At 68.3% G+C, this 23171-nt stretch carries 17 protein-coding genes and 1 other RNA gene; 7 read left to right on the top strand and 11 right to left on the bottom strand.

The annotated features are described in order from the left end of the window. Positions 1-74: 74 nt before the first annotated feature. The 10 genes from FHT08_RS03760 to pqqA all read right to left on the bottom strand — a co-directional run bounded on the left by FHT08_RS03760 (position 75) and on the right by pqqA (position 9657). Positions 75-151: non-coding RNA, sX9 sRNA (locus FHT08_RS03760), on the bottom strand. Positions 152-214: 63 nt separating this feature from the next. After that, on the bottom strand, positions 215-2851 hold the full coding sequence (locus tag FHT08_RS03765) for a TonB-dependent receptor (RefSeq protein WP_166774338.1): 2637 nt from the start codon (positions 2849-2851) through the stop codon (positions 215-217). Positions 2852-2952: 101 nt separating this feature from the next. After that, positions 2953-3987: a glucokinase family protein gene (locus FHT08_RS03770; protein WP_166774339.1), complete on the bottom strand. Its 1035-nt coding sequence runs from the start codon at positions 3985-3987 to the stop codon at positions 2953-2955. A gap of 309 nt (positions 3988-4296) precedes the next feature. Continuing rightward, positions 4297-5814 (bottom strand): PhoPQ-activated protein PqaA family protein, encoded by a 1518-nt coding sequence (locus FHT08_RS03775; protein ID WP_166774340.1) that lies wholly within the window; start codon positions 5812-5814, stop codon positions 4297-4299. A gap of 61 nt (positions 5815-5875) precedes the next feature. Continuing rightward, a complete protein-coding gene (locus FHT08_RS03780; RefSeq protein ID WP_166774341.1) occupies positions 5876-6388 on the bottom strand; it encodes a hypothetical protein in 513 nt (170 codons plus the stop codon). Positions 6389-6450: 62 nt separating this feature from the next. Beyond that, complete coding sequence (pqqE, locus tag FHT08_RS03785; protein ID WP_166774342.1) at positions 6451-7590, bottom strand: pyrroloquinoline quinone biosynthesis protein PqqE; 1140 nt, start codon at positions 7588-7590, stop codon at positions 6451-6453. Then, a complete protein-coding gene (gene pqqD, locus FHT08_RS03790) occupies positions 7587-7865 on the bottom strand; it encodes a pyrroloquinoline quinone biosynthesis peptide chaperone PqqD (protein ID WP_047127018.1) in 279 nt (92 codons plus the stop codon). Before pqqD ends, pqqE begins: the two co-directional genes overlap by 4 nt. Beyond that, on the bottom strand, positions 7862-8614 hold the full coding sequence (gene pqqC, locus FHT08_RS03795; protein ID WP_047127017.1) for a pyrroloquinoline-quinone synthase PqqC: 753 nt from the start codon (positions 8612-8614) through the stop codon (positions 7862-7864). The genes pqqD and pqqC overlap by 4 nt, the downstream gene beginning before the upstream one ends. Further along, on the bottom strand, positions 8611-9510 hold the full coding sequence (pqqB, locus tag FHT08_RS03800) for a pyrroloquinoline quinone biosynthesis protein PqqB (protein ID WP_166774343.1): 900 nt from the start codon (positions 9508-9510) through the stop codon (positions 8611-8613). Before pqqB ends, pqqC begins: the two co-directional genes overlap by 4 nt. 66 nt (positions 9511-9576) lie before the next feature. Further along, positions 9577-9657 (bottom strand): pyrroloquinoline quinone precursor peptide PqqA, encoded by an 81-nt coding sequence (pqqA, locus tag FHT08_RS03805; protein WP_002812057.1) that lies wholly within the window; start codon positions 9655-9657, stop codon positions 9577-9579. Between the two features lie 293 nt (positions 9658-9950). Here pqqA and FHT08_RS03810 point away from each other — a divergent pair, with 293 nt between their 5' ends. After that, positions 9951-12131 carry a bifunctional (p)ppGpp synthetase/guanosine-3',5'-bis(diphosphate) 3'-pyrophosphohydrolase gene (locus FHT08_RS03810; protein ID WP_166774771.1) on the top strand — a complete coding sequence of 727 codons (2181 nt, stop codon included), beginning with the start codon at positions 9951-9953 and terminating at the stop codon, positions 12129-12131. A 198-nt stretch (positions 12132-12329) separates the two neighbouring features. Next, entirely contained in the window at positions 12330-13844 is a 1515-nt protein-coding gene (locus FHT08_RS03815) for a hypothetical protein (protein ID WP_166774344.1), read from the top strand. Between the two features lie 60 nt (positions 13845-13904). Here FHT08_RS03815 and FHT08_RS03820 read toward each other — a convergent pair whose 3' ends face one another. After that, complete coding sequence (locus FHT08_RS03820) at positions 13905-16007, bottom strand: glycosyltransferase (RefSeq protein ID WP_166774345.1); 2103 nt, start codon at positions 16005-16007, stop codon at positions 13905-13907. Between the two features lie 239 nt (positions 16008-16246). On the opposite strand from FHT08_RS03820, the gene mrcB reads away from it, so the two are divergent. The 5 genes from mrcB to FHT08_RS03845 all read left to right on the top strand — a co-directional run bounded on the left by mrcB (position 16247) and on the right by FHT08_RS03845 (position 23146). Further along, positions 16247-18691: a penicillin-binding protein 1B gene (gene mrcB / locus FHT08_RS03825; RefSeq protein ID WP_104536044.1), complete on the top strand. Its 2445-nt coding sequence runs from the start codon at positions 16247-16249 to the stop codon at positions 18689-18691. A gap of 13 nt (positions 18692-18704) precedes the next feature. Further along, positions 18705-19229: a hypothetical protein gene (locus tag FHT08_RS03830; RefSeq protein ID WP_104536043.1), complete on the top strand. Its 525-nt coding sequence runs from the start codon at positions 18705-18707 to the stop codon at positions 19227-19229. 251 nt (positions 19230-19480) lie between these two features. Beyond that, positions 19481-21487, top strand: a complete 2007-nt coding sequence (locus FHT08_RS03835) for an ATP-dependent DNA helicase (protein WP_104536042.1) — start codon at positions 19481-19483, stop codon at positions 21485-21487. Positions 21488-21515: 28 nt separating this feature from the next. Beyond that, positions 21516-22235, top strand: coding sequence for a tRNA (adenosine(37)-N6)-threonylcarbamoyltransferase complex dimerization subunit type 1 TsaB (gene tsaB / locus FHT08_RS03840; RefSeq protein WP_166774346.1), 720 nt, complete (start codon positions 21516-21518; stop codon positions 22233-22235). Next, a complete protein-coding gene (locus FHT08_RS03845) occupies positions 22232-23146 on the top strand; it encodes an ADP-ribosylglycohydrolase family protein (protein WP_104605678.1) in 915 nt (304 codons plus the stop codon). The genes tsaB and FHT08_RS03845 overlap by 4 nt, the downstream gene beginning before the upstream one ends. Positions 23147-23171 lie beyond the last annotated feature (25 nt).

The raw sequence follows: 23171 nt of genomic DNA on the forward strand, positions 1-23171 counted from the left end.
TCATCGCCAGCGCGCTGTGTCCGCGCAGGTTCTGCCATCGACTGGCGGCCCAGGCCGAGCGCTGCGCTTGGAACGGCCAACGAAACTCAGCGAGCAGTCGTCAGCAGGGCGTGGAAGGCGCGCTCTGAACCGGCATCTGCGGGTGGTGCATGCCGATTCCGAGTGCCGGCCGCGCCCGCCTGGCGGTGAGCGCCGTGCTTTTTGCCAGCCGCGCTTAGAACTTCATGTGCAGGCTCGCCATGTAGCGGCGCCCGCTCCTGTAGCGACCGGCCAGATGGTCGGTGTCGCCGAGGTACTGCAGGTATTGCTCGTCCAGCAGGTTCTGCGCGTCGATCTGCAGCGACCAGTTCGGGCTGAACGCATAGCCGATGCTTGCGCCGAGTTCGGCGTAGTCATCCACGCTTGCCGGCGCGGCACCGGCCACGTAACCGCCGGCCAGATAGCTGTCGCGCCAGTTGTAGGTCAGCCGTGCATTGAGCGGGCCTTTTTCGTAGTACGGGCTGACTGCCACGCTGTTGCGCGACTGGTAGGGCAGGGCATCGCCGGTGTTGTTTTCGCCATTGGCGTAGGTGTAGTTGGCGGTCAGGCCGAAACCGCTGTCGCCGAATGGCTGCTGGAACGCGATGTTGAAGCCCTTGACCTTGCCATCGCCGGCATTGCGTGGCCGCTGGATGCTGTAATCACAATAGCCATCGGCGGTGCAGCCGTTGCTGCCGAGCAACTGCGCCCAGCTCTGCGGCGCGGTATCGCGCAGCGCGTTGTACTGGCGCTCCACGCTGGCGCTGGTGTCGATGTAGTTGTCGATCTTCTTGTAGAACAGCGACCACGCCACCACCGACTGCTGCGCAAAGTAATACTCGGCCGATAGGTTGAAGTTCCAGGATTCGTACGGCGACAGCTCGGCATTGCCGCCGCTGCCGGTCAGTGTGGTGTCGTTGAGGAAGGTGTTGTTGACCATCTGGTTGTACGGCGCCCAGGCGATCACCTTGGCTGCGGCAAGACGGAACACCCAATCGTCGGCGGCCTCGTAGGACAACGTGAGCGAGGGCAGCAGGAAATCCTCCTTGCGCGTGCGGGTCTGCCACAGGTCCCCGGCGTTCTGCAGTGTGGGCGTGCCGCTGTAGACGAAGCCGCTGCCCTCGGTTTTCGAATCGACATACCGCAGCCCGAGATTGCCGCGCAAACCGCCGCCGGAGAAATTCAACTGGGCGTAGGCGGCGTTATTGGTCTGCTGCAGCGCCCAGGTGTTGTTGAGATAGCTGGCCGGATCCGGCGCGGCGTAATCGACCGGGCTGTTGCGGATCCAGTTCAGCACGTTGTTGCGGCCTGCCTGCACATGCCGGCCGTGATCCGGATAGAAATCCTGCAGATCGGTCAGCCCGATCGTGCCCACGTCGGCCAGCGTGCCCGGCGTCACGCCGCCATAGACGTTGAGCTCGAAGCGTTCCTCATGCTTGCCATGACGTACGCCCAGCAGCAGTTGGTTGAACACGCTGTCGAACTGCAGATTCAGATCGAGTTGTCCGTAGGTGTCCTTGCTTTCGGTGGAAAAGATGCCGTTATTGCCGAACCAGCCGCCGGCAGACCCCCAGCTGGCCGGATCGCGCGCACGCGCCGGATCGTCGAAACGGATGCCGCGCCGCGTATCCCAGCTGAAGCCGCCGTTGTAGAACGGCTCGATGAAATACTGCGATAGATCCTTGTTCTCGGATCTGCTTTGGCCCACCTGCCCATTCAATCCCCAGCCGTCGCCGCGAAATGCACCGCGCAGGTCCAGGCCCTTGGTGGTCACTTCCGATTCACGCACGTTGTTGTCGTAGATCACGGTGCCGCCGAGCGGGTCGGCATTGGCAGCGGAATGCCCGCTGGTCACCACGCCATTGCGCAGGCCGCCGAGTTGATCCACTGCCGCGACCGTGCCGGCATTCCAGGTCAGGAAGCTGTACATCGACTGGTTGTAGTTGTCGAAGTTTTCGTTGATGTACAGGCCGCTGAGGTTGAATTCCAGCGCCTGGCTGGGCTTGAGTTGCAGGTTGACCACGGCGCTGTTGCGCTCGCGATCCTGCTGGAACCAGGCTGCGTTGATCGAATTGGGCACGTCCGCATCGGCGGGCACGCCGCCTGCGGCATTGGCGAACGTGCCGGCCGGCGCGTAGCCGAACACTTCCATGCCGCGGCGATCGACGCGTTCTTCGTAATGCTGCGCCGACACGGCGACGCCGAAGGTGTCGGCCGCGTTCTTCCAGCTATACAGCAGCGCCGCGTTCGGTTTGCCTTCGCTGGCCTGCTCGCTGTAGCTGTAGCCGATGGAGGCGGCCACCTCGTTGACGTTCAGGTCCAGCGGCTGCCGGGTGTGCATCAACACGGTGCCGCCCAGGCTGCCTTCGGTCAGGCGCGCTTCGGAGGATTTGAGGATTTCCGCACGGCCCAGTATTTGCGGCGCCAGCAAGGTGTAATCGAATCCGCGGCTGGGTTGCTCGCCATAGAGCCAGATCGCCTGGGCCACCGGGTGGCCGTCCAGGAACGACAGGTTGAGGCTGGGGTCGGTGCCGTCGATGCTGACGCGCTCGCCCTGGCCGAAGCGCCGGTCCAGGGTGACGCCGGGAATCTGCGACAGCGCCTCGGCTACGTTGGTGCTTGGAAACTTGCCGATATCTTCGGCGGTGATCGCTTCGGAAATGCCGGCGTTGTTGCGTTTGGTGTCGAGCGATCTTTCCAGGCTGGCACGGATGCCGACCACCTGCACGGCATCCAGATCGGTGGCCTGTCGGTCGACCGCGTCCTGGGCTTGCGCAGCGAATGCCAGCGACAACGCGATCGCGCTGGACAGCAGGGTGGTGCTGTATTTCATGATGTCTCTCCTCATCACGCACAGGGATGGACGGCGGGCTGCTGCACGCCGGATGCGGGTCTTGCAGACGCGCGCTCGGGGCCGAGCGCGTGGTGGATCGCTTACGACAGGTCAGCGGGGTGTTGCAGATACCAGTTGGCCGCGCCGAGCACGCCCAGTTGCCCGTGCTCGACCAACTTGACCGGAATGCGTTCGAGCACCGCGCGCATGCGTCCCTTGTCCAGAAAACGCTCGCGAAAGCGGCTGCTCTGCAGAAACGGCCCGATCGCCGGCAAAAAGCCGCCGGCCAGATAGATGCCGCCGGCCGCGCCGTAGGCCAGCGCCATGTCGCCGACCGCGCTGCCCAGCACCGCGCAGAAGATCTGCAGGCAGTCGCGTGCCAGCGCATCGTCGTCGCGCAGCGCGGCATGCGTGATCGCGGCCGGCAGCCGGTGGCGTGGAGTGGCGCCGTGCAATTCGCACAGGGCGTTGTAGAGATGCAGCAGGCCGGGTCCGGACAGCACATGTTCGAGCGGTAGATAGCGCTCGCCACGCAGCAGGATCCGCAGCAGCTGCAGCTCCATCCCGTCGTTGCTGGCCAGGGCGACCTGGCCGGCTTCGGTGGCGAGCACGATCGGCTGCGGCTTGGCATCGATCCAGACCGCCGCACCCAGCCCGGTGCCGGGGCCGACCACCAGGATTGGGCCGGTGGTGCGCGCATGCCGGGGTGTCGGTCCGCTCAGTTGCAGCGCGGCGCGTTGTTCCATCAGCGGTGCGGCGTAGGCCACCGCTTCGAAATCGTTGACCAGGCGCACGCTGGGCACGGCGAGCGTGGCGCGAATGCGGCCCGGCGAAATCGTCCATGGCAGGTTGTTGCTGATGAAGCTGCCGTCGTCCAGCGCGACCCCGGCACTGGCGATCACCACGGCCTCGACGTCGCGCCGTTGCTGCAGGACGTCGGCAAGGATGGCCTCCAGACTGGCGTGTTCGGCGCAGCGGTAGGTGCGGTAATGCGACAACTCGCTCGCAGCAGTGCCTGCCCGCGCGATGTGGCCGACCCGCACATGCGTGCCACCCACGTCGGCCGCGATGAAGCCGGTGGCGACCGGTGCGGTGGGCAGGTCAGAAGCGAGAGCAGAACGCGAAGTCGCAGCCACGTGCAGTCCTTTGGATTCGTCCGACCGGCCAATGCGATCGGCGAGTAGCGGCCTGTGTAGAAGTTGGTGACAACGATGTCAATGGTTCAGTCGGGTTGGATCGATCTTGTCGGCGGACTCAAGTGCAAAATAGCTCGGTTCGACATCGTTTATGCGGACTTGATTGCGCAAGGCGGGCAAAAGTGTCCACTCAACTCATGGCTTATTCTGACCGCTAGCACCGTTGTCGGTCCTGGCGCAGCGTCGACATCGACCCTCGATATCGAGACGGCCGGCCTGGTTGGGTGAGCGATCCGCGGAGCCGCCGACTCAGCGTGCAGGCGCCGCAGCGGCAGTGCCCGGCAAGGTGCTGCAGGCCGCGCCGTCGGTGGGTGGCGCCTGCGTCGGGTATTGCTGCTTGCCGAGCACGTAGGCCTGGCTGGTGGCGACGAAGCCGTCCGCGTAGGTGGCCTCGACGAAGTACGCGCTCCAGCCGGCATCGGGAGTCTGCACCGGTACCGACACCGTGTTGCCGCGCGCAGGCGCGATCGGCGTGGCGCTGTAACGAATGCCGCAGGCATAGCGAAAATCGCGTGCTGCCGGGTTGTTCGCCTGCCACAGACGCAATTGCGCAGGGCGCTCTGAGGAGCGGAAGCGGATCTGCGAATGTTCGCCTGCGTGCAGGGAATCGCGCACCGTCGGCAATGCACGCTGCTGCTGCAGCCGGTTCACGAAGGGCACCAGGCTGTCGACGATCGAGGCGCGGATGCCGTTGTGCGCGCTGTTGGGCACCATGCGCAGCGCCTTGCTGCCGGGCAGCGCGTTGTAGAAGAACTGCGTGTTGTCCGGCAGGAAGAAATCGTCGCCGCTGGCATTGACGATGTACTTGGGCACGGCCAGGCGTTTGCGCTGCGGCGTGTGCAGATAACTCAGCGGGTCCTGCAGTTGCACCAGTTGCGCAAATGCCGGCGTGTGCAGCTGCGCGGTGATTCCCTGCCTGGCATAGGCGCCGAATGCGATCGGCCAGTTGCCGCCATAGGCCCGAGACATGTGCTCGAGCACGGCCGGCATATTGAGGATGTCGATCACGAACGGCACCACGGCCTCCACGCGCGCATCGGCAATGGTGGCGTGCCAGCTGGCCCAGCCGCGCTTGGAGGCGCCGGCGAGGATGAAGCGATGAATCTGCAGCGGCGCCAATTCGCGTTCGGCCAGGCTCATGGTGCGCGCGATCGCCGCGGCCATCGGCACATGCAGCGGCATGGTCTTGCGTCGTTGCGGCGATGCCAGAAACAGCGACCAGCTGTAGGCGACGCTGTCGTCTTCGCGGCGCGGCCTGCCATCGTTGCGGTAGGTCAGTGCCTGGCTGGGCAGATCGCCGAGCGCGATCACCACGGTGCGGCTGCGTTGCGCCACTGCGGCCAGGGCCTCGGGCGGCAATTCGCTGGACGGTTGCGGCGCGCCGCCATCGGCCGGTTGTCGGGTGCCATTGGTGGAGATCAGCAGCGCACGCGTCGGCAACGCATCCGCCGGCACGTAGATGGCCACATCGTGCTGCCAGCTGGCCGGCTGCACCAGGTCCTCCGGCGACCACTGCTGCGAGGTCAGCAGGTAATCGCGCCGCTCGACACCGTCCACCGTGCTGGTGGCCACACGCCGGTAGACCAGCGGTTGGCGCTCGATGGCATCGCGATAGCACACCAGCGCCTGGTCGATGCCGACCTCGGGCGCTGCGGCGCACTGCTGCGCTGACAGCGGGGGCGCCGTGGCCGCGCCTGCAGGCGCAGCGCCTGCGAACCAGGCCAGTGACGCCAGCACCGCCAGGCTGCAACGTGTCATCCAACGCATGCGTGTTCTCCGGGTGGCCTGCCGCAGTCTGTGGTGACGGGCCGGCAGTGTTCCGGCGCGCTTACTTGACCCGGCGCACCTTGGCCTGCGTGTTGTAACCCTCGATCTGCAGATACCACACGCCGACCAGACCCGGCTTGATCTTGACCTTGGGCGCCTCCTTGCGCACGCCCGACAACGTCGCAGCGTCGGTCTGCTCCCAGTCCTGGCCATTGGCGAGCGTGTACACGCGCCCCTTCGAAAAGCCCTTGAACTCGCCGACGATGTTGCTCTGGATCGGCTCGTTGCTGCCGAAATCGAAGAAGCCGCGGTTCTTGACGATCACTTCCTGGCGGCCGGCCTCCTTGGCCTGTTCGACCACGACCGCAGCTTCCTTGGCGACCTTGCCCTGCAGCCAGTCGTTGAGCGCGGCCAGTTCGCCGGCATCGAGCTTGTCCAGGCCGGCGGCCTTGAACTGTTCGGCGCTCATCTGCGACTGCAGGTCGCCCTGCACCGCGCGCTGCGCGAGGGCCGGAGCGGCGTTCAGGGCGAGGGTCAGGCAGACCAGCAAGGGAATGCGGCGCGCGAGCGACATGGAGGCCATCCGATCAGAGGAGGCGGCTAGTGTAGACGCTAGCCCGCGCCTGCCGCAGCCGGCTACGGCGCGTCGGCGATGCGTGCGTCTGCGCTGGCCGATGCCGCGCGTTCGGGGCGGCCGGGGCGGCGGTAGACGAACTCCGGCGGCGGTGCGGCGGCTTCGCGTTCGGCGGTGGCGCGCACCTGGGCATGCCGCGGCGAGCGTTCGCAGACCGGGTCCAACGTGGCGGCATCGCCACTGAGCGCCAGCGCCTGGCAGCGGCAACCGCCCCAGTCGATCTCGCGCTTGGGGCAACCCTGGCAGACCTCCGGCATCCATGCGGTGCCGCGGAAGCGCACGAAGGCCTCGCCGTTGTTCCAGATGTCGGCCAGCGAACGCTCGCGCAGGTTGTCAAAGCGCATGCCGTCGATAGTCTCTGCCGCGTGGCAGGGCAACACATCGCCGCGCGGGGAGATGTTGACGAAGCGCTGGCCCCAGCCGCCCATGCACGGCTTGGGCTGGCGGGCGTAGTAATCGGGGGTGACGAAGTCGATCGCCAGGCGGTCGCCGAGCTCGCGGCGGGCGGTTTCCACCGCATCAATCGTGGCCATCAGCTGCTCGCGGCTGGGCATCAGCGCGGCGCGATTGCGCAGGCCCCAGCCGTAGTACTGGGTATGCGCCACTTCAATGCGTTCGGCCTGCCATTCCAGCGCCAGCGCGATCATGCCGGGCACGCGCCCGGCGTTATGGCGATGCAGCACCGCATTGAGCGTCAGCGGCAGGCCGCGCGCACGCGCGGCCGCGGCGAACTCGCGCTTCTTCGCCAGGCTGTTGCGATAGCCGGCAATACGGTCGGCACCGGCCGGGTCGACGTCCTGCACGCTCAGCTGCACATGCTCCAGTCCGGCTGCCTGCAACTGGTCCAGCATCGGCTCGCCCCCGGCCACGCCGGAGGTGATCAGGTTGCTGTACAGCCCGAGCGCGCGTGCATGCGCCACCAACTCGGGCAGGTCCTTGCGCAGCATCGGTTCGCCGCCGGAAAAATGTGCCTGCAGCACGCCCATGTCGGCGGCCTGCTGCAGCAGCGAGCGCCAGCCGGCGGTGTCCATTTCCTCGCGCAGCGCCGCCAACGCGATCGGGTTGGAGCAATACGGGCAGGCCAACGGGCAGCGATGGGTCAGTTCCAGCAACACCGACAGTGGCGGCGGGGCGATGGTCATAGCCGCAGCAGGCGCTTCTGATGCAGCGTATTGGTGAGTTCGATCACATCAATCTCGATATCGGCCGCGTCGGCAGCGAATTCGCCCGCCAGTTCCTGCGCGATCTGCGCCAGCGAGCGCGTGCCGTCGTAGCGCTGCGCCACCACCAGTGCGATCTCGTCCAGCTCCACCACCCGTTCCGGCGCCAGCAGCACCCATTGGTCGCGCGCGCGGTCGTGCTGCAGGCGCACGCCTGCGCGCAGGGCCGGCTGGCTGTCGCGGGTAATGCTGCTCACGCCGCGGCCCGGCTGGCGTCGCGGTCGGGCACGAACGCATCCGGCCACACGATGCCGGGGGCGACGTAAGCCACGTGCAATGCATCCAGCTGCGCCCACAGCACCGAGCACTTGAAGTGCAGCGCGGCCTTGACCAGGGCCTGTTTTTCGACGGTATCGGCGTGCTGCTTGACGTAGTCCAGCGCAAAATCCGAATCGCGTGGCGCCTCGGTCAGGCGATGCTCGAAATAGGCCAGCGCTTCGGGCGAGACGAAGTCGTAATGCTTGAGCATGCCGGCCACCCGCCGGCCGATGATGTTGGGGGCGAACAGCTCGGTCAGCGAGGAGGCGATCGCCTCGAGCAGGCTTTTTTCGCGCACGAACTGCAGATAGGCCTGCACCGCGAAACGGGTGCCGGGCAGTAGCGCACGGCCGGATTCCACCAGCGTGCGATCCAGGCCGAGCGCATCGGTCAGGTGCAGCCAACGCGCGATGCCGCCGTCGCTGGGGCTGTTGCCGTCGTGATCGAGAATGCGTTGCCGCCAGATCCGCCGCAACGCCGGGTCTTCCATGCGCGCCAGGATCGCGGCGTCTTTCAATGGAATGCAGCGCTGGTATTCGAAGCGGTTCAGCGCCCAGGCCTGGACCTGGCCGCGATCGAGCTTGCCCTCGTGCAGAAGCGCGTGGAAGGGATGCTGGTCGTGATACAGGCGGGCACCGATGGCGCGCAGGTCCGCTTCCAGCTGGTCCGGGGTGAGCAGGGTGGTCACAGGGTGATCTCCAGGCCGTCGTGCGCGACGTCCCAGCCGCTGGCACGCGCGCTGGCGTACTCCGGCGAGTGGGTGTCGAGCACGGGATTGGTGGTGTTGAGATGGATGAAGATCTTGCGCGCCACATCCAGCGGGGCGAACGCGGCAATCGTGCCGTCGGGGCCGTCGATGCTCATGTGGCCCATGCGCTGGCCGGTCTTCTGGCTGATGCCCAGTTGCACCATTTCGTCGTCGCGCCACAGCGTGCCGTCGAAGAACACCAGTTCGGCGCCTTGCAGGCGCGCGCGCAAGGCGTCGGTCATCGCCGCGCAGCCGGGAATGTAATGCACGCGGTGCCGGCCATCGTCGATGGTCAGCCCGAGGGTTTCTTCGTTGGAGCCGGCCAGGTCGCCGCCGCTGCGCGATTCCATGAACAGCGGCACCTTGCCGGGCACCGAGAACGGCGTGAGTTGCAGGCCCAACAGCGACACCGGCGTGTCCAGCGCAAACGGCTGGCGCTCCACGTAGGCGGGATTGACCGCGTCGAAGATGGGGTTTTGCGACAGCAGATCCAGCACGCGGCTGCTGGCATGCAGCGAGAATGCCTGGCTTTCGCGCATCGACAGCAATCCGGCGATATGGTCGATCTCGCCGCTGGTCAGCAGCACCGCTTCGATCGGCGAATGCCGCAAGTCGCGCTGCGGCCAGAGTGCGGGCGTTGCAAGAATTTGTTGACGGAAATCGGGTGAGGCGTTGATCAGGACCCAGCGCTGGCCATCGGCACTGACGGCGATGCTGGCCTGGGTACGACGTTGGGCACCGTCGGCTTGTTGCCACGCTCGCCGACTGGCGGGTGTGTGGCAATTCCACTGCGGGTGCCCACCGCCGGCCGCCGATCCCAGAACGATGATGCGCATGGAGAACTGTTACCTGTCTGCCGGCGATTGCCGGTCATGCATCGGGAGGAAGGGCGGCAGGTGAGCTCAGAATTCGCCGGAGACGTAGCAGTTGATCTCGGCGCCACAGTTGACTTCACGAACGACAGGCTTCTTCCAGGTCTTCATCGGCTACCTCGCAGTTGGTTGGAATAACGTCGCCGCGGCAGGACGCAGCGACGACGCCACTGGAGGATAGGCAGGCGGTTTGGGCGAGTTGTAAAAAGCACGTAAAAAGCCGATTGCGCGTGCCGCTTGGTTTCTAACACTGCACCGATTGCGGCGCACAGCGGTTGCGAATCAAGACGTTGGCGGGTGAACCGACCATAAGCGCAAGCGTGCGGCATTGCGCCAGCGACAGCGTAATTGCGCGTTGTGGAGAAGGTGACGCGCACGTTACCGTAGCTGTCATCCCCGTGTCGTTGCCGATCGCCGTGTCCACCGCTGTGACCAGTTCCTCCTTCGAGCGTCTGCATGCCTTGCTGCAGCGTCCCGCCATCGCGTCGATCGCGCCAGATCTGCGTGACGCCCTGGCGCAGGCCTGGCAGCAGCTGCCGGCGCAGAGCGAGGACGTGGCCTGGGCGCTGATCGCCGACACGCTGGACGCGTTGGCGCTGCTGGCGGCCGACGAGGCCACCTTGATTGCGGCCTTGCTGTTCGACCTGCCGGCGCTGCGCGCCAAGATCGCCGGCCTGCCGTGGCAGCCGGCCGAGCGGCGAGTGGCGGTGGAAGGCCTGCTGGACGGACTGGATGCGGCCGACCAGGTCTGGGCCCTGCATGCCGGGCGCGAGGCCGGGCGCAACAGCGAAGGCCTGCGGCGGCTGTTGCTGTCCATCATCCACGATCTGCGGGTGGTGCCGATCCTGCTGGCGCGCCAGTTGGCGCGCATGCGCGTGGCCGACCGCCTGAGCGAAGAGCAGCGCCGCGCACTGGCCCAGCTCACCCGCGACATCCATGCGCCGCTGGCCAACCGGCTGGGCATCTGGCAGGTGAAGTGGGAGCTGGAAGACCTGGCGTTCCGGCATCTGGAGCCGGAGACCTACCGCCGCATCGCCCGCGAGGTGGACGAAACCCGCGTGGCGCGCGAGCGCTATCTGGATGCGGTCAAGCGCACCCTGTCGACGACGCTGGCCCAGCAGGGCCTGCGCGCGGTGGTGAGCGGGCGGCCGAAGCACATCTACAGTATCTGGCGGAAGATGCAGAAAAAGCGCCTGTCCTTCGACCAGCTGTACGACATCCGCGCGGTGCGAGTGATGGTCGACGACGTGGCCGCCTGCTACGCCGCCCTGGGGGCGGTGCACTCGCTGTGGGCGCCGGTGCCGAGCGAGTTCGACGACTATATCGCCCGGCCCAAGGCCAACGACTACCGATCGCTGCATACCGCCGTGGTCGGCCCGGAAGGGCGCACGATCGAAATCCAGATCCGCACCCACGAGATGCACGCGCAGGCCGAGCTCGGCGTGGCCGCGCACTGGAAATACAAGGAAGGCGGCAAGGGCGGCGAGAAGGCCTTCGACCGCAAGATCCTGTGGATGCGCCAGTTGCTGGAGCAGGTGCAGGAAGGCGACCACGGCGAACTGGCCGGCGCGCTGGATGCCGAGCTGATCGAGGACCGCGTGTATGCGCTGACCCCCAAGGGCGAGGTCATCGATCTGCCGCAAGGCGCCACGCCGCTGGATTTCGCCTATCACGTGCACACCATGGTCGGGCATCGCTGCCGTGGCGCGCGCGTCAACGACCGCATCGTGCCGCTGACCTACCGGCTGCGCAGCGGCGACCGGGTCGAGATCATGACCGCCAAGGAGGCCGACCCGCGCCGCGACTGGCTGCTGGCGTCCAACGGGTTCCTGGCCAGCGGGCGATCGCGCGACAAGGTGCGCGCGTGGTTCCACAAGCTCGATCGCGCGCGCAATGTGCAGGCCGGCAAGGACCTGCTCGATCGCGAACTCAAGCGGCTGGGCCTGCAGCATGCCGACCTGAGCGTGGCCACGCGCAAGTTCCACGCCGAGAATGTCGACGATCTGTATATCCAGGTGGCGCTGGGCGATACCGGGCCCAACCAGGTCAGCCGTGCCCTGCTGGAAGCCGAGCGGGCGGCCTCGCAGCCGGCGGTGCCGGCGCCGCCACGGCCCACCGCGCGCCGCGAGGGGCTGGGCAAGTCCAAGTTCACCGTGCAGGGCGTGGGCAACCTGCTGGTGCAGCTGGCGCGCTGCTGCCAACCGGTGGCGGGCGAGCCGATCGCCGGCTATCTGACCCGCGGCCGCGGCATCACCGTGCATCGCACCGATTGCGCGGCACTGGCGCGTCTGGCCGCGACGCATCCGCAGCGGGTATTGCCGGTGGAGTGGGGCCAGGCCGGCAGCGGCTACGAGGTGGATGTGCAGGTGCGCGCGGTCGACCGCCGCTGGCTGCTCAAGGACATCACCAACCTGATCGCGCAGGAGGACGCGCACGTGCTGGAAATCAACAGCGACAACGTGCGCGACACCGGCAGGGCGCAACTGCGCCTGCGCCTGAAGGTCAGCGACTACGACCAGCTGTCCAGCCTGCTTGGCAAACTGGATGCCTTGCCCGGCGTAAACGAGGTGCGGCGACTCGGTTGAGTGCGCCGCTGCCCGCCGGCGCCAATCGCCTTGAAACAGGCGGCACCCAAAGCAAACAAGGTGTGCCCGCCTGACGCTTCCCGAATCCCGAATCCCGAATCCCGACTCCCCCAAGCCCACATCGTCTTCGCAGCAGACCGCTACCATGACGGGGTGAACGCGTCTCCCTCAGGTCGCGCCAAGGACGGACGCCACCGCATGCTCCCGCTTCCGCGCTGGGCCCGGTCGCCTCGTCTCTGGGCGCCATTGCGCAGCCGCGCGCTATGGCGCGTGGTGCTGGCGTCGTGCGCCTGTCTCTTGCTGGCCACGGTCGTGCTGCGCAAGCCGCTGGCTGATTGGCTATGGCCGGACACGCGCATCCAGCAATTGCTGCAACGGGGCGATGCGGCGCTGTCGCGCGGCCACCTCAGTGCAGCCGACGGCAACGGCGCGCGCGAACTGTTCGCTGCCGCGCTTGCGCTGGACGGCGATCGTGATGAGGCCCGCGCCGGGCTGGCGCGCACCGGTGCCGCCGCCGTGGTGCAGGCACGTGCGGCGATCGCGGCCGGGGACACCGCTGCTGCACAGCGCGCGCTGACGCTGGCGGGCGCTCTGGAGGTGCCGCAGGCGCAGATCGCACCGGTGGCATTGCGCTTGCGCGAGGTGCAGGCGCGCCAGGCCGGGTTGGACGCCTTGTTCGCACAGGCGGTGTCCGCGCAACAGCAAGGACGCCTGGATGGCAGCCCGGACAGCGCGCTGCCGTTGTATCAGCGCATCCTGGCCCTGGCGCCAGACCGCACCGATGCGCTGGAAGGGCGCGAGGACGCCCTGACCGATCTGCTGGCGCAGGCCCGCCGCGCACTGGCGCGCGACGCGCTGGCCGATGCGGCGATGTTGCTGGCCGCCGCCAGGCACTACGATGCCGGGCATGCCGATGTGCCGCTGACCGAAGGTCACTACCACCGTGTGCTGGAACAACGCCGTCAGCGTGCGCAGGGCCTGTTGCGGCGTGGCCGGCTGGCACCGGCCGCACGCGATTTCACTGCAGTGCTGGCAGCCGAGCCGGCGGATGCGGGCGCCCAGCGTGGGCTGGAGCAGGTAGCAGGCGAATATGCCGCGCAAGCCGGCCGGCAGGCGGCAGACTTCCGGTTCGACGCCGCGCTGCAGTCGCTGCAGGAAGCCAAGACCTTGCTGCCCGGCGCCGCAGCGATCGCGCAGGCCGAGCAGGCGATTGCGCGTGCACGCGATGCCCAACGCAGCCCCGCAACCGGGCTGTCGCGCGCTACCCGCGAGCGCCGCCTGCGCGCGCTGCTGCAACGGGTGACGGATGCCGAAGCGCAGCAGCAATGGATGACGCCGCCCGGCGCCAGTGCCTACGACGCGGTGCGTGCCGCACAGGCGCTGGCGCCGCACGATCCACGCGTGCTGCAGGCCGCCGCACGTGTGGTGCCGGCCAGTCAGCGCTGCTTCGAGGACGAGCTGCGCAACAACCGCCTGCGTGCCGCGCGCGGCTGTCTGGATGCGTGGCAGGCGCTGACGCCCAATGGCGATGCACTGCCCGGCGCGCGCCGCCGTCTTGCGCAGCGCTGGGTTGCGGTGGGCAGCGAACGCCTGGGACAGGAAGACGCCGCCTTCGCACGGCGCGCGCAGGACCAGGCGCACCAGCTGGATCCGGGGCTGCCGGAATTGGCCGAGTTCGCGCGCCGGGTCAAGGCCGTGACGGAACAGCGTTGACGCAGCGGCTGTCTGCGGCGGCGCCACCCACAGCGCCATCCCTGGGCGCCCGGCGCACACTCACTCCGCAATAAACAGCGCGCGCACCGTGCCACGCGCCGCATCCAGCGAAAAATGCCGGGCCACGTTATGCAACCCGTTATCGGCCAGACGCTGCCACAGCGCCGCATCGCGATACAGGCGCACGATCGCCTCGGCGAAGTCAGCGGCATCATCGGCCACGCAGACGTCCTCGCCGTCGCGCAGATGCATGCCTTCCACCGCGCAGGTGCTGCCGACCACCGGCTGCCCGTGCGCCATGCTCAGATTGATCTTGCCTTTGACGCCGGCACCGAAGCGCAGCGGTGCCACCGCGATGCGTACGTTTTCCATGAATGGCAGCAGATCCGGCACATGCCCGTGCAATCGCACGCCGGGGCATTCGTCGGCCAGCAGTGTCAGCGCCTCCGGCATGTCCGCGCCGATGCAGTGGAAGATCACCTCCGGCAATTGCGCGCGCACCTGCGGAAAGATCGCGCTGATGAACCACTGCACCGCATCCACATTGGGGGGATGCCGGAAGCCGCCGACGAACACCAGGTCGTGGCGTTGCTCGAAGCGGCGACCGCTGCCGGCCACCTCATGCAGGTTGGAAAGCAGCGCGGTGCGGATCTGCGGTGCGTCCGCCTGCAGCTGCGCCTGTTCGGCCGCCGAGACCAGCAGCGTGACATCGGTGGCGGCCATGATCTCCAGCTCGCGCAGGCGGGTGCGTTCGGCCGCGCGCAACAGGTTGGCATCGCCGGCCAGCTCGGCGCCGCGGCGCTCGCGCAGGTAATGCAGATCGACGGTGTCGAACAGGGTGCGGGCCTGCGGGGCGTATCGTCTGAGCAGCGGCAGGCAGGCATGCGCAACGTGGTGACGCACCAGCAGCACCACGGCAAACCGCGGGCCGTGCGTGCGCAGCCAGCTGCCGATACCGTCCAGGAACGGCGCGTACCAGACTTCCACCCCCAGTTGCTGCAGTGCCTGCGTGTGCCGTCCGGCGTGTTCGCGGCGGGTCGGCACGAACACCACGTGCGCGCCTTCTTCGCATAGCAGGCGGATCAGATTGAACTGCCGCAACGAACCCGAGTCGCGATCCGGTTGCGGCACGCATTCGTCCAGGATCAGCACCTGGCGTTGGCCGCGATGCAGCAGCGCAGGTCCGGGGACCGTGCCGGCCGGTAGCTGCGTTGCCAGGGCCTGCTGCCACTTGTCGGCGAACACGCCTTGGTTGCGCACCTGATACGCCTTCACCCCGGTGCGGGTGTCGGTGCCATTGCTGGTGCCCTCGTCGTGCACCACCACGCTGGTCGGCTGCACCAGCACCCGGTAGCCGGCCGCACGTACCGCAAACGCCAGATCGGTGTCTTCGTAGTACGCCGGCATGTAGCGGCGATCCAGCCCGCCCAGCGTCTGCAACAACGCGCGTGGCAGCGCGATGGCCGCGCCGGAGCAATAGTCCATCGCGCGCACATAGGCATGGCGCGGGTCGTCGGCCGATTCGAAGCGACCGTAACTCCAGGCGCTGCCATCGGCGAACACCACGCCGCCGGATTCCTGCAGGCGTCCGTCCGGGTACACCAGTTGCGCGCCGACCAGCCCGGCACTGGGGTGCTGGGCAAACGTGTCGATCAGCCGATCCAGCCAGCCGGGCTGCGGGATGGTGTCGTTGTTGAGCAGCACCACGTAGTCGCCGCGCGCCAGTGCGATGCCGTCGTTGCAGGCGGCGATGAAGCCGCCATTGCTGGCGCGCCGGTGGTAGTGCAGCCCCTGCACCTGCGGCAGCTGCGCCTGCGTGGCGTCGCTGCTGCCGTCGTCCACGACGATGATCTTCACCTCCAGCAGCGGCGGATGTGCGGCCAGTGAGCGCAGGCACGCCAACGTGTGCGCGATGTGGTTGTAGACCGGAATCACCACCGTCACGCGCGGGGTGTCGCTGTACGGAACCGCGAACGCGGCAAACGGCGCCGCCTCCGGCAACCACAGCGGCGTGCCGAGCGCCACCGGCGGTGCCTGCGTATGTACGCGAATGCGCTGCCAGGTGGCGCGCCAGCCGCGTGTGCGCATGCTTGCCACGCTGCGGTGAATCAGCCCAAGCACGCGATTGAACAGATAGCGTGCATCGGCCAGGGACATCGACATTCCGTTGGACCTCCAGATGTGGCGTGGCGAAGAACACCCGGCGAGCAGTCGACAGGCGGCGAGGACGGCACAAGGCAACCGCAGGGTACGCAGGGTACCCGCAGATGCCGAAGACGGTCCGTGCCCGCTGACGGCGAGCGTTGCCGCTTTGTTAGCCGCTCTTAAGTCAGCGGGGCCGGCCGACCACAACCACGACAGCGCTGCGCTAGACTCGCCGGACTCTACATTCTCGCATCCCTGTGCCCCGACGCCACGACAACGACGCTCCCGACGATTTCGAGGACGACTCCACCGAGCAAGGCTCCCGCTGGCAACGCAGGCTGATTGTCTGGGCCTTTGCGGCATTCGCGCTGGCGCTCGGTTTTCTGATTCCCTACACGGTGTATCTGAACAAGCAGGTCACCCAGCGTTTCGGCGAGCTGCGTTGGCAGATCCCGACCCGGGTGTACGGGCGGCCGTTGGTGCTGGCGCCGGGCAATGCGCTGGATGCGGCGACGTTGAAGACCGAGCTGGACGCCGCCTCGTACCGTGACGACGGACAAGCCAAGCTGGCCGGCACCTACCAGCAGGACGGCAGCCGCTTCACCATCGCCAGCCGCGGCTATATCGATGTGGATGGGCGCGTGCCCGCGCGGCGGGTGGAGGTCGGCCTCTCCGGCGGGCGGATTGCCAGCCTGCGCGACGCCGGCGACCGCAAGGCGCTGAAGGGTGCGCGGCTGGACCCGGCGCGCATCGCCACGCTGTATGGGCAGAAGCAGGAAGAACGGCGTCTGGTGCGCATGGAGGAAGTGCCCGAGCTGCTGGTCACCGGCCTGCAGGCGGTCGAGGACCGCGACTTCAACAGCCACCACGGCATCGATCTCAGCGGCATGGTGCGCGCGGCCTGGATCATGGCGCGCTCCGGCGGCCAGGTCCGCCAGGGCGCCAGCACCCTGACCCAGCAGCTGGCCCGTAGCGGCCTGCTCGGCATCGGCAAGGAACAGACCCTCACCCGCAAGTTCAACGAAATTCTCTACGCGGTGATCATGGAGGCGCGTTACGACAAGCGCACCATCCTGGAGGCCTATCTCAACCAGGTCTACCTGGGCCAGCGTGGCGGGCAGGCGATCCACGGCGTGTCCTCGGGCGCGGAGCTGTGGTTCGGTCGCGAGCTCAATTCGATGACTACCGAGCAGATCGCCTTGCTGATCGGCCTGGTCAAGGGGCCGTCCTACTACGACCCGCGACGCAACCCGGAGCGCGCGCTGGATCGGCGCAATTTCGTGCTGGGCAAGCTGCACGAAAACGACCTGATCGACGCGGCCGAATACAAGCGCGCGCTGGCCGCACCGCTGGGCGTGCCCGCCGAGCCGGGCCTGGTCGCGGCCAACCGCTTCCCGGCCTATGTGGATCTGGTGCGGCGCCAGCTGGCGCACGACTACCCGGAAGGCGTGCTGCAGGGCGCCGGCATGAGCGTGCTCACCGGCATGTCGCCGTCCGCGCAGGCCTATGCCGAAGGCGCGGTCACCGGCACCATCAAGCGGCTGGATAACAAGAAGCGCCCCCCGCTGCAGGCCGGCCTGGTGCTGACCGACGTGCATAACGGCGACGTGCTGGCGGTGGTCGGCAGCCGCGACGTGGCCAAGCCGGGCTTCAACCGCGCGGTCGAAGCGCAGCGGCAGGTCGGCTCGTTGCTCAAGCCGTTCGTGTACCTGCTGGCGCTGGCCTCGCCGGACCGCTGGGCGCTGTCCAGCTGGGTCGACGATGCACCGGTGACGGTGCAGCTCAGCCGCGGCAAGACCTGGTCGCCGGGCAATTCCGACAACCGCAGTCACGGCACGGTGCGGCTGATCGATGCGCTGGCGCATTCCTACAACCAGGCCACGGTGCGCGTGGGCATGCAGGTCGGCGCGGAGCGCATCGCGCAGCTGATCCAGGTACTGGCCGGCATCAAGGCCGACACCAATCCCTCGCTGATCCTCGGTGCCACCGATCAGAGCCCGTACGGCATGGCGCAGCTGTACCAGTTCCTGGCCGCTGGTGGCGAGATCCAGCCGCTGCATGCGGTGCGCGGCGTGCTCGATCCGCAGGGCAAGCTGCTCAAGCGCTACGACAAGACCCCGGCACCGGCGCAGGAGGGCGATTCGGTGGCGGCCAACCTGATCAGCATCGCCCTGCAGCAGGTGGTCAGCGGCGGTACCGCGCGGCAGTTGCTGGGCGATGGCCTGGGCCGGCTGTCGCCGGCCGGCAAGACCGGCACCTCCAACGACGGCCGCGACAGCTGGTACGCCGGCTACACGGGCGACCATCTGGCGGTGATCTGGATGGGCAACGACCAGAACGCGCAGACCGGCCTATACGGCGCCACCGGCGCGATGCGGGTGTGGTCGAGCATCTTCGCGCGGCTGCCGAGTGCGCCGTTGAAGGTCAGCGGCAAGGGCCTGGACTGGCAGTGGGTGGACGCGGCCGGTACCGGCGTGACCGATGCCGGTTGCCCTGGCGCGCGTCAGTTCCCGTTCGTGGTCGGTTTCACGCCGGCCTACGCCCCCTGTGCCGGCAATGCACCGTCGATCGAAGGCGTGCCCGGCGATGCATCCGCGCCGGCCGAGCAATCCAGCGGTGGTGGCTGGCGTCGCTTCTTCGGTCTGGAAAAGAAGCCGGAAGACCCTGCGCCGGCACCCGCCGCGGCTGCACCTGCACGTTGACTGGAGTGACCTGATGAACCGACTGCACCGTTTGCTTGCCCTCGCTGGCGTGTCTGCCGCACTCACCGCCTGCGTCAGCGCGCCACCCGTGCCGCCGCCGACCCCGGTGGACCCGACGACGCCGACACAGCGGCTGCTGCTGATCGAACGCGAGGCCGGCGTCGACGACACCGAGCTGTCGGTGCAGCCATTGCGCGACCCGCAGGTGGACGACCTGCGCGAGGCCGCCAAGAGCAAGCGACAGGCCGGCGATCTGGCCGGCGCGGCGGCGGCGCTGGATCAGGCCGTGGGTCTGGTCTCCGGCGATCCCGCCATCCTGCAGGAGCGTGCCGAAGTGGCGGTGCTGCAGGCCGACTGGCCTGCCGCCGAGCGTTTCGCCAGGCAGGCCATCGAGCTGGGCTCCAAGACCGGGCCGCTGTGCCGTCGGCATTGGGCCACCATCGAACAATCGCGTCTGGCGCGCGGCGAGAAGGAAAACGCCGCTTCGGCCAAGTCGCAGATTGCCGGGTGCACGGTGCCCGGCGTGAAGCGCTACTGAGCACGGCGACGCCGCCGGCTGCGCCTGCAACAAGGCAGGCGCAGCCGGCGTGCGGTGCGGTCTGTATCGCCCGCAAGCACTTGCTCGGCGCGCGCCGTTGCTGCCCGCGCACGACTGCCAGCGTTGCCTCGCGGTCCTCCGTGAGGCGTAAGGGCCGGTTACGCGGCCATTGCCACCTCCGCCGCGCAACCCACACAGCATCACCGCGCACGCGCTAGGCTGTCGCGCTTCCTGCCCCAGCATCCGGTCCCATGTCTCAACTTGCCACTGCCAGCATCGAGGCGCTCAGCGAGGGCGGGGCGCTTGCGCGTCAGCTCGATGCGTTCGCGCCGCGTGCTGCGCAGTTGCGCCTGACCGGCGCCATCGCCGAGGCGTTCGAGGCACGCGAGGTGCTGCTGGCCGAAGCCGGCACCGGCACCGGCAAGACCTACGCCTATCTGGTGCCGGCACTGCTGTCGGGGCTGAAGACCATCGTCTCGACCGGTACGCGCGCGCTGCAGGACCAGTTGTTCCATCGCGACCTGCCGCGCGTGCGCGCCGCGCTCGGCATCGGCCTGCGCAGCGCACTGCTGAAGGGCCGCGCGAACTATCTGTGCAAGTACCGCACCCAGCAGGCGCGCGGCGAGCCGCGCCTTGCCACGCCCGAGCAGGTCTCGCAGTTTCAGCGCATCGTGGCCTGGAGCGGGCGCACCCAGTTCGGCGACATGGCCGAGCTGGAAGCGCTGCCGGACGATTCGCCGCTACTGCCGCTGGTGACCTCCACCGTCGACAACTGCCTGGGCACCGAATGCCCGTTCTACAGCGAATGCTTCGTGGTGCAGGCGCGCCAGCGCGCGCAGGCGGCCGACCTGGTGGTGGTCAACCACCATCTGCTGCTGGCCGATCTGGCGCTCAAGCAGGAAGGCTTCGGCGAGATCCTGCCCGGCGCGCAGGCCTTCGTCATCGACGAGGCGCATCAGCTGCCGGAACTGGCGGCGAACTTCTTCGGCGAGAGTTTCGGCATGCGGCCGTGGCAGGAACTGGCGCGCGACTGCATGGTCGAAGCGCGCCTGGTCGCCGGTGCGCAGGCCAGCCTGCAGGAACCGATCCTGGCCCTGGACCAGGCCCTGCGCGGCCTGCGTGCCGGCATGGAAGGCCTGCCGTCACGCGGCACCCAATGGCGCGCGCTGGCCAGGCCGCAGGTGCGCGAAGGATTCGATGCGGTGCTGTCGTCGCTGGCGCGGCTGGGCGAGGCCTTGCTGCCGTTGCGCGAGGCCTCGCCCGGGTTCGACGGCTGTTGTGCACGTGCGCAGGAAGCGCTGGCGCGGCTGTCGCGGTGGCTGGGCGAGGACGCGCCGGTGCCGGATTTCGACCAGGAGCTGCCGAAGACCGTCGACAACGATGTGCTGTGGTACGAGCTCAGCCCGCGCGGATTCCGCTGCCAGCGCACGCCGCTGGATGTGTCCGGCCCGCTGCGCGAGCATCGCGAAAAATCGCATGCGGCCTGGGTGTTCACCTCGGCCACGCTGGCGGTGGGCGGCGAGTTCGACCATATCGCGCAGCGCCTGGGCCTGAGCGATCCGGTGACCTTGCTGCAGCCCAGTCCCTTCGACTGGGCGCGCCAGGCGCTGTGCTATCTACCGCCGCATCTGCCCGATCCCGCAGCGCGCGGGTTCGGCACGGCGCTGATCGCGGCGCTGACACCGGTGCTGGACGCCTCCAACGGCCGCGCATTCCTGTTGTTCGCTTCGCACCGCGCGCTGCGCGAGGCGGCCGACGCATTGCGCGGCGCACCGTGGCCCTTGTTCGTGCAGGGCGAGGCGCCGCGTGCCACCTTGCTGCAGCGGTTCCGCACTTCCGGCAACGGCGTGCTGCTGGGGTCGGCCAGCTTCCGCGAGGGCGTGGATGTGGTGGGCGATGCCTTGAGCGTGGTGGTGATCGACAAGCTGCCGTTCGCCGCGCCCGACGACCCGGTGTTCGAAGCGCGCCTGGATGCGATCCGCCGCGACGGCGGCAACCCATTCCGCGACGAGCAGTTGCCGCAGGCGGTGATCGCGCTCAAGCAGGGCGTGGGCCGGCTGATCCGCAGCGAAACCGATCGCGGCGTGCTGGTGCTGTGCGACCCGCGGCTGGTGAACAAGGGCTACGGCCGCACCTTCATGAATTCGCTGCCGCCGTTTGCGCGCACCCGCGAGATCGGCGACGTGCGCGCGTTCTTTGGCGTCGCCGAGCCGGTGGGCGACAATGGCGTGCTCGCGTTGCCGTTCGGCGACGCGTGAGCGTCCCCTTCCTGCCTGCGGTCCTGCCATGAAAGTGCTTGCGTTCGAGACCTCCACCGAAGCCTGTTCCGTCGCGCTGCACGTGGATGGCCGCGTGCTGGAGCGCTTCGAACTGGCGCCGCGTCGCCATGCCGAACTGGCGCTGCCATGGGCCGAGCAACTGCTGGCCGACGCCGGCATCGCGCGCCGCCAGCTCGATGCGATTGCAGTCGGTCGTGGCCCGGGCGCCTTCACCGGCGTGCGTCTGGCGATCGGCATCGCGCAGGGCATCGCGCTGGGGCTGGACGTGCCGGTGCTGGCGGTGTCCACGCTGCAGGTGCTGGCGCTGCGCGCGCCCGCCGAGGCGACGCAGGTGCTGGCCTGCATCGATGCGCGCATGGGCGAGGTATATGCCGGCGTCTTCACGCGCGGCGGCGACACGCTGCGGGAGCTGATGCCGGAAGTGGTCTGCGCACCGCAGCAATGCGTCGTGCCGGACACGCTGCACCGCTTTGCCGGTGTCGGCAGCGGATTCGCCGCTGCCGAGGCGTTGCTGCAACAGCGCTTTGCGACCCGGCTGAGCAGCATCGATGCCGCCGCACTGCCGCATGCCGCCGATCTGCTCACGCTGGCCGTGCCGGCGCTGCTGCGCGGCGAAGGCGTGGCGCCGGAGCGGGTGGAGCCGGCGTATCTGCGCGACAACGTGGCGCTGACCCTGCTCGAGCAGCAGGCCGCACGCGCTGCCAGGGCCGCTGGCGCCGCGCCGTGACCGACGACCTGCAGCGCGCGCGTTTTCGCGGCTGCCTGCTGGGCCTGGCGGTGGGCGATGCGCTGGGCACCACGCTGGAATTCTGCGCGCCGGGCAGCTTCACGCCGATCGACGACATGCGCGGCGGCGGCCCGTTCGCGCTGCGCGCCGGGCAGTGGACCGACGACACCTCGATGGCCTTGTGCCTGGCGCACAGCCTGCTGCATCGGCAGGGCTTCGACGCCGCCGACCAGATGAACCGCTATTGCAACTGGTACCAGCACGGCTACCTCAGCAGCACCGGCACCTGCTTCGACATCGGCGCGACCGTGCGGCAGGCACTGGAGCGCTATCTGGATGGCGGCCCGGCCTTCAGCGGCAGCACCGATCCACGCTCGGCCGGCAATGGCTCGCTGATGCGGCTGGCGCCGGTGGCGATGTATTACGCGCACCGCCCCGACCAGCTGGGCGAGCGCGCCGCCGACAGCTCGCGCACCACGCATGCCGCCGACGAAGCGCTGGATGCCTGCCGGCTGTTCGCCTTCCAGTTGCGTGCCGCGTTGCTCGGCGGCCAGCGCCAGCAGGTGTTGCAGACCCGCTGCGAAGGGCTGTCGACACCGGCGCTGCGTGCGTTGTCGGCGCGCGACCATCGTGCGGTTCCCGCCGCACGGATCCGCGGCACCGGCTACGTGGTGGATGCGTTGTCGGCGGCGCTCTGGTGCTTCGCCACCACCGACACGTTCGCCGATGCGGTGCTGCGTGCGGCCAACCTGGGCGACGATGCCGACACCACCGCGGCCATCTGCGGTCAGCTGGCCGGTGCGTTCCATGGCATCGACGGGATTCCTGCCGCCTGGCGCGCGCGCGTGCAGGATGCGGATGCGATCGTCGAGCTGGCCGATCGGCTATACGCAGCTGCGCAGCTCGCATAACGCCGCGTCGCGCATCGGCCAATAC

The organism is Xanthomonas sp. CFBP 8151 (genome assembly GCF_011761885.1).
Classification (GTDB): domain Bacteria; phylum Pseudomonadota; class Gammaproteobacteria; order Xanthomonadales; family Xanthomonadaceae; genus Xanthomonas; species Xanthomonas arboricola_B.

Coding starts and splice junctions, on each gene's coding strand:
- FHT08_RS03765 (WP_166774338.1), bottom strand. CDS start 2,851: ATGAAATACAGCACCACCCTGCTGTCCAGCGCGATCGCGTTGTCGCTG.
- FHT08_RS03775 (WP_166774340.1), bottom strand. CDS start 5,814: ATGCGTTGGATGACACGTTGCAGCCTGGCGGTGCTGGCGTCACTGGCC.
- FHT08_RS03780 (WP_166774341.1), bottom strand. CDS start 6,388: ATGTCGCTCGCGCGCCGCATTCCCTTGCTGGTCTGCCTGACCCTCGCC.
- pqqE (WP_166774342.1), bottom strand. CDS start 7,590: ATGACCATCGCCCCGCCGCCACTGTCGGTGTTGCTGGAACTGACCCAT.
- pqqB (WP_166774343.1), bottom strand. CDS start 9,510: ATGCGCATCATCGTTCTGGGATCGGCGGCCGGCGGTGGGCACCCGCAG.
- pqqA (WP_002812057.1), bottom strand. CDS start 9,657: ATGAAGACCTGGAAGAAGCCTGTCGTTCGTGAAGTCAACTGTGGCGCC.
- FHT08_RS03815 (WP_166774344.1), top strand. CDS start 12,330: ATGCTCCCGCTTCCGCGCTGGGCCCGGTCGCCTCGTCTCTGGGCGCCA.
- FHT08_RS03820 (WP_166774345.1), bottom strand. CDS start 16,007: ATGTCGATGTCCCTGGCCGATGCACGCTATCTGTTCAATCGCGTGCTT.
- FHT08_RS03830 (WP_104536043.1), top strand. CDS start 18,705: ATGAACCGACTGCACCGTTTGCTTGCCCTCGCTGGCGTGTCTGCCGCA.
- FHT08_RS03835 (WP_104536042.1), top strand. CDS start 19,481: ATGTCTCAACTTGCCACTGCCAGCATCGAGGCGCTCAGCGAGGGCGGG.
- tsaB (WP_166774346.1), top strand. CDS start 21,516: ATGAAAGTGCTTGCGTTCGAGACCTCCACCGAAGCCTGTTCCGTCGCG.